The organism is Bacillus sp. REN16 (assembly GCF_020731355.1).
Taxonomy (GTDB): domain Bacteria; phylum Bacillota; class Bacilli; order Bacillales; family Bacillaceae_L; genus Ferdinandcohnia.
In genome coordinates, this window is the sequence record NZ_JAJFZK010000010.1 from 47,418 (window position 1) to 59,213 (window position 11,796).

Sequence of the window (11,796 nt, forward strand, 5' to 3'; positions counted from 1 at the left end):
AGTAATAAGAATTAGTTCCTGTTATTTATAATTATTTTATTTGGACAGTGCCCCTTCTTCTGTTATAATAATGAGGTAACGGCGAGGGAGGGAAAGTTTTACATGGAAAATCGGATTGATCGTATAAAGAAACAGTTGCATTCATCAAGTTATAAGCTTACACCACAGCGTGAGGCGACCGTTCGGGTACTGCTTGAACATGAAGAGGATCATTTAAGTGCCGAAGATGTCTACCTCCTAGTAAAAGAAAAGTCGCCAGAGATCGGCTTAGCAACTGTCTATCGGACACTTGAATTACTTACTGAATTAAAGATCGTGGATAAAATAAATTTCGGAGATGGTGTATCTAGATATGACCTTCGCCAAGAAGGTGTTGCACATTTCCATCATCACCTCGTATGTATCGAATGTGGAGCAGTCGATGAGATTAAGGAAGATTTACTAGAAGATGTTGAAGAAATCGTGGAAAAAAATTGGAACTTTATTATTAAAGACCATCGTTTAACTTTCCATGGGATTTGTCATCGATGTCATGATAAAGAAGCAAAAGAAGAAACAGATCTACATAAATAAGCGACCCCTTTTCCTTTCGGGAAAAGGTTTTTTTCATTTTCATAAATTACTAGGATTGAAAAGAAATCGCAAAAATTGGGATAAGCGTGTATAAAACCATGCAAATTTGGCATATCTTCTAATAACGATAACTTTATGTCAAGCCGGGGTTCTATTACCCGGCTTGATAAAGTTAAAGCCTCCGGCGGATGCCACAGATTTTCTAAGGAAGTTTTTCGCCCATGTGCGAAAAAATCTGGGCGGCAAATACGCGAAGGCGCGCATTTGATTATTAATGGAGGATTACCAGATGAGACAATGGTTTCAAGTTGTATATGATACGTTAAAGGTTTTTGTATTGTTTACTGGATGCACGGTTTTATTTTATTATGGTATTATATGGGTTAATGAGGAATATCAAAATTATCACAAATATGATGAACCAGAAGGGTCCTCAGTAAAGGCCACCTCAATGCTTGAAGAAAAGGAGGATGGCCTATTAGATAGATTACTGTTTTTTTACCGAAATGGGGAGTAGAGTTCAGTGGAAGATCAAGTAAAGGATTATTTACATTACTTAGTTGTCGAAAGAAGACTTGCTGACAATACAGTGAAGTCCTATGAAAGGGATCTTAGAAAATACTATCAATACGTAACAAAGGTTGAAAACATTTCATCCTTTAATGATGTGAACCGGATACAAGTGATCCATTTTTTAAAAACATTAAAGGAACAAGGAAATTCATCAAGAACTTTGGCTAGACATATTGCATCTATTCGTTCTTTTCACAAGTTTTTGTTCCGCGAAAAAGTAACGGATCATGATCCTACGGAACAGATAGAAACGCCACAGGCTGAGCGTACACTGCCAAAGGTATTAAATCTTTCTGAAGTAGAAGCATTGCTTGATGCACCCAAATTGGACAATCCGCTTGGGATACGCGATAAAGCCATGCTTGAGCTTTTATATGCGACAGGATTGCGGGTGAGTGAACTAATCAACTTAAATTTTGCGGATATCCACTTATCGATGGGATTCATCAGATGTCTTGGGAAAGGAAATAAGGAGCGTATTGTTCCACTTGGCAGTGTAGCAACGAAGGCATTGCAGGCATATTTAGATCAGGGCCGCCGTCAACTTGTGAAGCAAAAGAGAACAGATGCCTTTTTTGTGAATCATCATGGGAATCGCATGACAAGACAAGGCTTCTGGAAAAATTTAAAGAAAATCGCACGGGAAGCCCGAATTGAAAAGGAATTAACACCACATACCCTTCGTCACTCTTTTGCGACCCATCTATTGGAAAATGGGGCTGACTTAAGAGCAGTGCAGGAAATGCTGGGTCATGCAGACATTTCGACGACACAAATATATACGCATGTTACTAAGACACGTTTAAAGGATGTCTATAAAACCTATCATCCTCGTGCTTAAAATGCAGTAGTAGATTGCTAGACTAGGACGTCTGGCCTTTTTTTCGTCATACAAACTTAACAATTTTTACTAAAACTCTTGTAATCTACTTGAAAAGACAACCGCTCACCCTTTATACTCAAAGATGTCAGACTTCTGACGAGCGTGTTCATAAAAGATTGAGTAAGTTGTAGCTTGTAGGGGAAAATATACCATAGAATAACGATATCTTATATTGGGAGGGAATTACATGTCTGCTTATACATATAAACGAATTTTCCTGGTTGTTATGGACTCCGTTGGAATTGGAGAGGCACCAGATGCGAAAAAATTTGGTGACGAGGGTTCAGATACTTTAGGTCATATCGCCGAAGAAATGAATGGTCTACATATGCCAAATATGGCAAAGCTTGGCTTAAGCAACATTCGTGAAATTAAAGGAATTCCTGTTCAAGACAGTCCACTTGCGTATTACACCAAAATGCAAGAGGCTTCGAATGGTAAAGATACGATGACCGGACATTGGGAAATCATGGGCTTACATATTGAAACACCATTTCAAGTTTTCCCGGAAGGATTTCCAAAAGAACTATTAGATGAACTTGAAAAACGGACTGGTCGTGGAGTTTTAGGAAATAAGCCAGCATCTGGAACCGAAATAATTGATGAGCTAGGCGAAGAGCACATGAAAACTGGAAAACTGATTATCTATACCTCGGCAGATTCCGTTTTACAAATTGCTGCACACGAGGGAATCATTCCTATTGAAGAGCAATATAAAATATGTGAAATTGCCCGTGAATTGACCCTTGATGAAAAATATATGGTGGGACGTGTCATTGCCCGCCCATTTGTTGGGGAGCCTGGCAATTTCACAAGAACATCTAACAGACATGACTATGCATTGAAACCATTCGATCGTACAGTAATGAATGAGTTAAGTGATAAAGGTTTTGATGTGATTGCAATCGGAAAAATTTCAGATATTTATGATGGTGAGGGCGTTACACAAGCTTTACGTACAAAGTCCAATATGGATGGAATGGATAAATTAGTTCAGACGCTTAACATGGAATTTACAGGCTTAAGCTTTTTAAATTTAGTGGATTTTGATGCTTTATTTGGCCATCGCCGCGATCCAAAGGGCTACGGGGAAGCACTTGAGGAATACGATGCACGTTTACCTGAAGTATTTGAAAAACTAACAGATGACGATCTGCTAATCATTACAGCAGATCATGGAAATGACCCAGTACATCCTGGAACGGATCATACACGTGAGTATGTTCCATTATTAGTTTATAACAAAAAAATGAATGGTGGTAAGGAATTACCATTACGAACAACTTTTGCTGATATCGGTGCAACCGTAGCAGACAATTTTAACGTAACATTACCTAAACATGGAAAGAGCTTTCTTTCAGAAATAAACGGAGGAAAAAGGAATGGATAAAACGATTATGGAAAGAGCTGCACAATTTTTAAAGGAAAAGAGCCCTTCAGTTCCTGAAATCGGTTTGATTTTAGGTTCAGGACTAGGTGTTTTGGCAGATGAAATTGAAAATCCAATCAAAGTGCCATATGACCAAATTCCAGAGTTTCCAGTATCAACAGTGGAAGGTCATGCGGGCCAGCTTGTATTTGGTACTTTACAAGGAAAATCAGTTGTTGCCATGCAGGGACGTTTTCATTTTTACGAGGGATATAGTCTTGATAAGGTAACATTCCCTGTTCGTGTGATGAAAGAACTTGGTGTCACGACTTTAGTTGTAACAAATGCGGCTGGCGGAGTGAATGAATCCTTTCAACCAGGCGATCTCATGATTATTACAGATCATCTGAATTTCGGGCAAAACCCTTTAATTGGACCCAATGATTCGAAGCTTGGAGCTAGGTTCCCGGATATGTCAGAAGCGTATACGAAGGAACTTCGGACACTCGCAAAAGAGGCTGCGAATGAATTGAATATTTCTGTTCAGGAAGGCGTTTATGTTGGGATGACAGGACCATCATACGAAACACCAGCAGAAATTAGAATGCTCCGAACACTTGGTGGAGACGCAGTTGGCATGTCAACTGTTCCAGAGGTGATTATTGCGCGCCATGCTAATTTAAAAGTGCTTGGCATTTCTTGTATCTCCAATATGGCAGCAGGTATTTTAGATCAACCGCTAACCCATGACGAGGTTATTGAAACAACAGAAAAAGTGAAGACAGACTTTTTAGCGCTTGTAAAAGAAATTGTTAAGAAAATATAGGTCAACAATAATGAACGGTTAGAAAAAGGTGAATAAACATGAGAATGGTCGATTTAATTGAAAAAAAGCGGGATGGAATGGAATTAACAGCCGAGGAAATTTCATTTGTTGTAGATGGGTACACAAAAGGTGATATTCCTGACTATCAAATGAGTGCCTTTACGATGGCGGTCTTTTTTAAGGGAATGACGAAACAGGAACAAGCTGATTTCACCATGGCAATGGTTCAGTCTGGTGACACGATTGACCTTTCAGGGATCGAAGGAGTAAAAGTCGATAAACATAGTACGGGTGGTGTAGGTGATACAACCACTTTGGTGCTTGCCCCTTTAGTTGGATCAGTTGGAGTGCCGGTTGCAAAGATGTCAGGCCGGGGACTTGGCCATACCGGCGGAACGATTGATAAGCTCGAATCTGTTTCGGGCTTCCATGTTGAAATTACCAATGATGACTTTATTCGTCTAGTTAATCAAAATAAGGTTGCTGTCATTGGGCAAAGCGGAAATTTAACACCAGCAGATAAAAAGTTATATGCGTTAAGGGATGTCACAGCGACGGTAAATAGCATCCCATTAATTGCTAGTTCAATCATGAGTAAGAAAATTGCCGCAGGAGCGGATGCGATCGTTTTAGATGTAAAAACCGGCGCAGGTGCTTTTATGAAGGATTTGAATGATGCAAAAGAGTTAGCCAAGACAATGGTTGACATTGGGAATAATGTGGGCAGAAACACGATGGCGATTATTTCGGATATGAGTCAGCCGCTTGGTTTTGCGATTGGAAATGCACTTGAAGTGAAAGAGGCAATTGATACATTAAAAGGGGAGGGGCCAGCTGATCTCCAGGAGCTTTGTCTTGTTTTGGGAAGCCAAATGGTCTTGCTTGCGAAGAAAGCTAATTCTCTCGAAGAAGCTAGAGCCTTACTTGAGGAGTCTGTCAAAACTGGAAAAGCATTAGAAACCTTTAAAATCTTTTTACAGTCACAGGGTGGAGATGCTTCCATTGTTGATGCTCCTGAAAAGCTGCCACAAGCAAAATATCAATTTGAATTTGAAGCAGAATCAGATGGATATGTTTCTGAGATTATTGCTGATTCAATCGGTACAGCGGCGATGCTGCTTGGTGCGGGAAGAGCAACCAAGGAATCGTCGATTGATTTGGCGGTTGGGCTTGTTCTTCAGAAAAAAATTGGTGACAAGGTTTCTAAAGGAGAAAGTCTTGTGACCATTCATAGTAATTTTGAAGATATTGCTGAAATTAAAAAGAAGCTATCTGAAAGTATCGCGATTTCACCAAATCCAGTGCCGCCACCTACATTAATCATTGATAAAATATCATAATTCACAATCCGGGGATAAAAATCCCCGGATTTTTTATTTGTTAATGTCTAGTTTTAGGCGCTATCGGCTCGAGGTCTAAGCCAATCGCTTCTGAAGGCAAAGGGCGCCTTCTGCCAGCGCTCGTCTTATGCTTGTCGCCTAGGGCTGCGCGCCAAAAACTTTTCTGTGTATATTTTTTCGTTTGTTGGAAAAAATGGGAAAGTATAAAGAATGGAGGGTTTGGAGATGAAACGTGTATTTATTAGTCTGTTAATTTCAACGATCACGATTTTTACGTTTACACCTTTCGCTTCTGCACAGGAATCAACTGTTGATTTAGCGAATAATGCAAAATCTGCAATATTAATTGAACGTGATACAGGAAAGATTCTTTACGAAAAAAATAGTGATGAAAAGCTTCCCCCAGCTAGTATGACAAAAATCATGACCATGCTGTTAATTATGGAAGCCCTTGATAAAGGCAGTATCACCTATTCTGAGAAAGTTAGAACAAGTGAACATGCTGCTTCAATGGGGGGATCACAAATTTTCCTAGAACCTGGCGAAGAAATGACAGTAGAGGAAATGTTAAAAGGAATTGCCATCGGTTCAGGCAATGATGCATCTGTTGCCATGGCGGAAAAATTAGCAGGATCAGAAGAAGCCTTTGTTGAAATGATGAATGAGAAGGTTAAGAAATTAGGCCTTAAGAATACTCACTTTCAAAATCCAACTGGCCTTCCTGCGGAAAATCATTATAGTTCTGCCCATGACATGGCTATTATGTCTAAGGAATTACTGAAATATGAAGATATCACGAAATTCACTGGTAAATATGAGGATTATTTACGTCAAGATTCTGATAATAAATTTTGGCTAGTCAATACAAATCGCCTTGTCAGATTTTATCAGGGTGTGGATGGATTAAAAACAGGTTTTACAACAGAGGCAAAATATTGTTTAACGGCCACTGCTGAAAAAGAGGATATGCGTTTAATTTCTGTTATTTTTGGAGCCCCTACACCTAAGGATCGTAATGCGCAAGTAACTAAAATGCTTGATTACGGCTTCAGTCAGTATAAGACACACCCTTTATATGATCGTAATCAGGAAGTTGCTGATGCAAAGATTAGTAAGGGCAGTGAAAAGAAAATCAAGCTTGTGACATCTGAACCTATATCACTATTAACGAGAAAAGGTGAAAAAGTCGATGATGTACAAAAAGAAGTAATCGTGGCAAAAAACCTGAGCGCACCAATAAAAAAAGGTGACGAAATCGGAAAGCTAGTTATTAAGAAGGATGGAAAGATTTTAAGTGAAAGCCCGCTAGTTGCAGAAAAAGATATTGATGCTGCAAGCTGGTGGAAATTATTTAAACGTACAATGGGTACTTTTAATAAAACACCTTAATTCTTTTATGTAGTTTTTGTTGTCTAGTTCCAGCGCCTAGCCCCTCGAGGTCACAATCCAATCTGTCAAGAAGGTCAAAGTACAACCTTCTAGCCAGCTTGTCTTGTGCTTGTCGGGGCTGATCAAGGCGCTTGCACTTTTCTGTTTTTTTTGCCGAATCAACACTAGTTTTGTCATCTAGAAGGATTCTTTCAAGTAAATAGCGAAAAGACTCTCTATACGATTTTAAGGAGGCATTGTAAAGTGAGTCTTGGAATAGAACTTGAAGTAAAAAACAATGTGTTATGCATTCGGCTTACGGGTGAGTTAGATCATCATACTGCTGAAGAATTGCGATTAAAGGTAACAGATACGATTGAGAGCAATCAAATTAATCACATCCTATTAAATCTTGAAAAGCTTACATTTATGGATAGCTCAGGATTAGGTGTTATTTTAGGAAGATACAAGCAAATCAAAAATCTGGGCGGAGAAATGGTGGTTTGTTCCATTTCTACTCAGGTAGAACGATTATTTGAGATGTCTGGGCTTTTCAAAATCATTCGATTAGAGCGTGATGAGTCTTTTGCGCTGCAATCATTGGGGGTGGCATAATGAAAAACGAAATGCACCTTCAATTTTCAGCACTAAGCCAAAATGAATCATTTGCTCGTGTCGCTGTTGCATCATTTATTACACAATTAGATCCAACCTTAGACGAACTAACTGAGATTAAGACAGTTGTGTCTGAGGCTGTAACAAACTCAATTATTCATGGATATGAAAGTGATCCAAATGGGATTGTTTATATTTCTTGCAAAATTGAAGACAGTACTGTGTATATCACCATAAGAGATGAAGGAATTGGAATTAACGATCTTGAGGAAGCAAGGCAGCCATTATTTACAACAAAGCCAGAGCTTGAGCGTTCTGGTATGGGCTTTACAATCATGGAAAATTTCATGGATGAGTTTGAAGTGGAAACAGGTTCAGCTAATGGTACAACATTACGGTTAACAAAGCATTTATCAAAGAGTAAAGCGTTATGCAATTAAGGAGACTTGCCAATGGATGTGGAGGTCAAGAACACCAAAAGTGAAACGTATTTAAAGGACAGTGAGGTTAAGAATTTAATCAAACTCAGCCAAGAAGGACGACAGGAAGCACGAGATCTGATCGTCCAGAAGAATATGAGGTTAGTTTGGTCTGTTGTACAACGATTTTTAAATCGAGGCTATGAACCAGATGATTTGTTTCAAATAGGCTGCATTGGATTATTGAAGTCTGTCGATAAATTTGATTTATCTTATGATGTTAAATTTTCAACCTATGCTGTACCCATGATTATCGGTGAAATACAACGTTTTATTCGAGATGATGGGACAGTTAAGGTGAGTCGTTCATTAAAGGAAACCGGAAATAAAATCCGAAAAGCGAAGGACGAGCTGTCAAAACAGTTTGGCAGGGTTCCAACAATTGTTGAAATTGCGGAGTACTTGGAAATTACCCCTGAGGATGTCGTTTTAGCTCAAGAGGCAAGTCGTGCGCCTTCTTCCATTCATGAAACGGTATATGAAAATGATGGTGACCCAATTACATTACTTGATCAAATTGCGGATAATAATGAGACGAAATGGTTTGATAAAATTGCTTTAAAGGAAGCCATTCGCGAGCTGGACGAACGTGAGCGATTAATCGTTTATCTGCGGTATTATAAAGATCAAACCCAATCTGAAGTTGCGACAAGGCTTGGTATATCTCAAGTACAAGTGTCAAGGCTAGAGAAAAAAATATTACAACAAATGAAAGACCGAATGGACGTATAATCCATTCGGTTTTTTTTGCGTCGTGGTAATTATTGGAGTTTGCGGTCCAATCGCATTAGATAGATTAGATTTAACATACTACATATATAAGGAAAACAATGTGTAGGGTGTGAAAGTGATGGAAAAATCAATTTATGTTCGAATGCGCCATCGCGTACTGGTACAACCCAATGCAACTGTAAAAATTGGAGAAATCGTACAAATTAGTGCTGAGGAAAACGTTGCACAGGATATTAAAAAGATCATTATTCATCAAGTTAGCAAGAAGGATAAAAATATTATCATCATTGATGTAATGAAGGTCATTGAACAAATCAGGAGGCGATTTCCTCATGTGGATATTCAAACGGTAGGTCCCGCTCAAACCATTATTGAGGTAGAGATTAAGAAAAAACGGTTTGCACCTGCACTTTTTGTAGCGGTTTGGCTTTTATTATTTATAGGAGCGGCCCTTACGATGATGAATTTCCATGAAGATGTATCCATGAGAGAAGTTCATCTTCGCATTTATACGATGATAACAGGTGACGTGGTCCCTAAACCATTGCTCTTTCAAATTCCATATTCACTAGGTTTAGGGATAGGGATGATTTTATTTTTCAATCATTTCTTTAGAAAACGTCTGAATGAAGAACCCAGTCCACTTGAAGTTGAAATGTTTAATTACCAACAGGATTTAGATAATTACTTAATTATCACTGAAAACAAAGAAAGCATGAAGCACGTCGATGACAATTAAAGTCCTTCTGATTATTTTTATTGGATTGGGAAGTGGACTTGCAGTTGGTGGCGGTTTTGTAGCATTTTTAGCCGTTTTAGGGATCATCCCTCGGCTTACACAATTAACGAAAACGATGAAATATATTCGCTTTTATGAGTGGGGGGTTGTCCTTGGTGCCGTATTTGGCGGCTGGTTTACTCTAAATGATCAAATCTTTCACTTATGGAAAATTTTAGTGCTGCCTGTTGGATTGGCAAGTGGAATATTCGTTGGAATGCTGGCAGCTGCTCTCACAGAGGTACTGAATGTGTTTCCGATATTAGCAAAACGAATTGGAATCGAAAGTAAAATTGTTATTTTGGTGATGGCAATTGTTTTCGGAAAAATAGCAGGGTCTTTATTTCAATGGATGTACTATGTGAAATAATCATTTTAGGCAGGTAGGGAGTGAACAAGAAAGTGGCTACAAAGAAAAAGATTAAAGATGATTATAAGAACAGCGTCAAAAAGTACCAGCCGAAGCCTAAGTATTTTTTTAATTGTATAAAGGCATTTCTGGTTGGAGGTGCTATTTGTTGTTTTGGGCAAGGTATACAGAATTTCTATATGACCGTATTTAATTTCTCGGAAAAAGATGTGGGTAATCCAACCGTTGCAACGCTTATTTTAATAGCGGCCTTGTTAACGGGCTTTGGTATTTATGACAAACTGGGACAATTTGCCGGTGCGGGGTCTGCGGTACCTGTAACCGGATTTGCAAACTCAATGACGAGTGCAGCAATGGAATATAAAAGCGAGGGTATCGTATTGGGAATTGCTACGAATATGTTTAAGCTCGCAGGCAGTGTTATTGTTTTTGGAGCAGTTGCTGCGTATATAGTCGGGATTATACGTTATTTCTTTAATCTCACAATTTCTTGATTGATTGCAAGGAGTGGACGTACATGAGGTTAGTTGGAAAACAAACATGGGTTTTTGAAAACCAAATTTTTTTAAATTCAACAGGGACAGCGGTCGGACCAAAAGAGAGTTTAGGTCCTTTAGGTTCTAGCTTTGATATAAAGTATGATGATCTGCATTGTGGAGAGGATTCCTGGGAATCCGCAGAAAGAAGGCTTATGGTAGATTCCATTGACTCATGTCTTCAAAAAGTGAATTTGACAAATGATGATATTGATTTCTTTCTTGCCGGTGATTTATTAAATCAAAATGTAACGACAAATTATGCGGCTAGACATCATCAAATTCCACTTATCTGTATGTTCGGTGCTTGTTCAACTTCAATGGAATCACTTGCGGTTGGCTCTGCGCTTGTAGATGGCGGTTTTGCCAACAGAATCCTAGCATCGACGAGCAGCCATAATGCAACGGCTGAACGACAATTCCGATATCCAACCGAATATGGCGGCCAAAAGCCAGATTCAGCAACCTTTACGGCGACTGGTGGAGGGACCGCTTTAGTAAGCAAAGAGAAAGGACCAATTCGGATTACTTCAGCAACGATTGGAAAAGTGGTTGACTTGGGAATGACCAATCCGTTCGATCTAGGTTCCGCAATGGCTCCAGCAGCCGCGGACACGATTACCCGGCATTTTCAGGATTTAAATATCAATCAAGATGAATATGATTTGATTGCGACCGGCGATCTCTCAGGCGTTGGCAGTCCAATTCTAAAGGAAATGGTCAAAGAGGAAGGCTATGATTTAGGCAACAAGCATAATGACTGTGGGCTAATGCTTTATCACTCTGATCAAGAAGTATTTGCTGGTGGAAGCGGATGTGCTTGTTCTGCGATTGTTACGTATGGTCATATTGTAAAAGAACTCATAAGTGGTAATTTAAACAAAGTTTTTATTGTTGCGACAGGTGCACTTCTGAGTCCAACAATGATTCAGCAAAAGGAAACCATACCTACAATCGCACATGGTGTGGTGTTGGAAAGAGTTCAAGGTGGTGTATAAGAAATGGAATATGTATATGCATTTTTAGTCGGCGGAGCGATATGTGTGATTGGACAACTCTTACTTGACTTTGCAAAATTAACACCTGCTCATGTGATGAGTGTTTTCGTTGTAGCAGGAACAATTTTGGATGGATTTAATTTATACGATAAATTAATTGAATTTGCCGGTGCTGGGGCAACTGTCCCGATTACAAGCTTTGGTCATTCACTTTTACATGGTGCGATGCAAAGTGCAGAGGAGCATGGATTTATTGGGATCGCGATGGGAATATTTGAATTAACCTCTGCAGGCATATCCTCGGCTATATTGTTCTCTTTCTTAGTTGCACTGATCTTCAGAGCGAAAGGATAGGG

15 protein-coding genes are annotated in these 11,796 nt (G+C 39.2%); all 15 read left to right on the plus strand.

What is annotated here, in order from left to right:
- Positions 1-102: 102 nt before the first annotated feature.
- Positions 103-573, plus strand: a complete 471-nt coding sequence (locus LKW28_RS15015) for a Fur family transcriptional regulator (RefSeq protein WP_229141169.1) — start codon at positions 103-105, stop codon at positions 571-573.
- 289 nt (positions 574-862) lie between these two features.
- Positions 863-1,090, plus strand: coding sequence for a YqzK family protein (locus tag LKW28_RS15020; protein ID WP_229141170.1), 228 nt, complete (start codon positions 863-865; stop codon positions 1,088-1,090).
- A gap of 6 nt (positions 1,091-1,096) precedes the next feature.
- Positions 1,097-1,987, plus strand: a complete 891-nt coding sequence (gene xerD, locus LKW28_RS15025; protein WP_229141171.1) for a site-specific tyrosine recombinase XerD — start codon at positions 1,097-1,099, stop codon at positions 1,985-1,987.
- A gap of 229 nt (positions 1,988-2,216) precedes the next feature.
- A complete protein-coding gene (gene deoB, locus LKW28_RS15030) occupies positions 2,217-3,419 on the plus strand; it encodes a phosphopentomutase (protein ID WP_229141172.1) in 1,203 nt (400 codons plus the stop codon).
- Positions 3,412-4,224: a purine-nucleoside phosphorylase gene (locus LKW28_RS15035; RefSeq protein ID WP_229141173.1), complete on the plus strand. Its 813-nt coding sequence runs from the start codon at positions 3,412-3,414 to the stop codon at positions 4,222-4,224. Before deoB ends, LKW28_RS15035 begins: the two co-directional genes overlap by 8 nt.
- 38 nt (positions 4,225-4,262) lie before the next feature.
- Positions 4,263-5,564 (plus strand): pyrimidine-nucleoside phosphorylase, encoded by a 1,302-nt coding sequence (locus tag LKW28_RS15040; RefSeq protein WP_229141174.1) that lies wholly within the window; start codon positions 4,263-4,265, stop codon positions 5,562-5,564.
- A gap of 225 nt (positions 5,565-5,789) precedes the next feature.
- Positions 5,790-6,953 carry a D-alanyl-D-alanine carboxypeptidase family protein gene (locus tag LKW28_RS15045; protein ID WP_229141175.1) on the plus strand — a complete coding sequence of 388 codons (1,164 nt, stop codon included), beginning with the start codon at positions 5,790-5,792 and terminating at the stop codon, positions 6,951-6,953.
- A gap of 243 nt (positions 6,954-7,196) precedes the next feature.
- Entirely contained in the window at positions 7,197-7,547 is a 351-nt protein-coding gene (gene spoIIAA, locus LKW28_RS15050) for an anti-sigma F factor antagonist (protein ID WP_229141176.1), read from the plus strand.
- Positions 7,547-7,987, plus strand: a complete 441-nt coding sequence (gene spoIIAB, locus LKW28_RS15055) for an anti-sigma F factor (protein WP_229141177.1) — start codon at positions 7,547-7,549, stop codon at positions 7,985-7,987. Before spoIIAA ends, spoIIAB begins: the two co-directional genes overlap by 1 nt.
- A gap of 12 nt (positions 7,988-7,999) precedes the next feature.
- Positions 8,000-8,758: an RNA polymerase sporulation sigma factor SigF gene (gene sigF / locus LKW28_RS15060; protein ID WP_229141178.1), complete on the plus strand. Its 759-nt coding sequence runs from the start codon at positions 8,000-8,002 to the stop codon at positions 8,756-8,758.
- A gap of 118 nt (positions 8,759-8,876) precedes the next feature.
- Positions 8,877-9,497, plus strand: coding sequence for a stage V sporulation protein AA (locus LKW28_RS15065; protein ID WP_229141179.1), 621 nt, complete (start codon positions 8,877-8,879; stop codon positions 9,495-9,497).
- Positions 9,487-9,906, plus strand: a complete 420-nt coding sequence (locus LKW28_RS15070) for a stage V sporulation protein AB (RefSeq protein ID WP_229141180.1) — start codon at positions 9,487-9,489, stop codon at positions 9,904-9,906. Before LKW28_RS15065 ends, LKW28_RS15070 begins: the two co-directional genes overlap by 11 nt.
- A gap of 32 nt (positions 9,907-9,938) precedes the next feature.
- The gene (gene spoVAC / locus LKW28_RS15075; RefSeq protein WP_229141353.1) at positions 9,939-10,400 is read left to right on the plus strand and encodes a stage V sporulation protein AC; all 462 of its coding nucleotides are present in this window, start codon (positions 9,939-9,941) and stop codon (positions 10,398-10,400) included.
- Positions 10,401-10,423: 23 nt separating this feature from the next.
- Complete coding sequence (gene spoVAD / locus LKW28_RS15080; RefSeq protein ID WP_229141181.1) at positions 10,424-11,440, plus strand: stage V sporulation protein AD; 1,017 nt, start codon at positions 10,424-10,426, stop codon at positions 11,438-11,440.
- Positions 11,441-11,443: 3 nt separating this feature from the next.
- The gene (gene spoVAE / locus LKW28_RS15085) at positions 11,444-11,794 is read left to right on the plus strand and encodes a stage V sporulation protein AE (RefSeq protein ID WP_229141182.1); all 351 of its coding nucleotides are present in this window, start codon (positions 11,444-11,446) and stop codon (positions 11,792-11,794) included.
- The last annotated feature ends 2 nt before the right edge of the window (positions 11,795-11,796 follow it).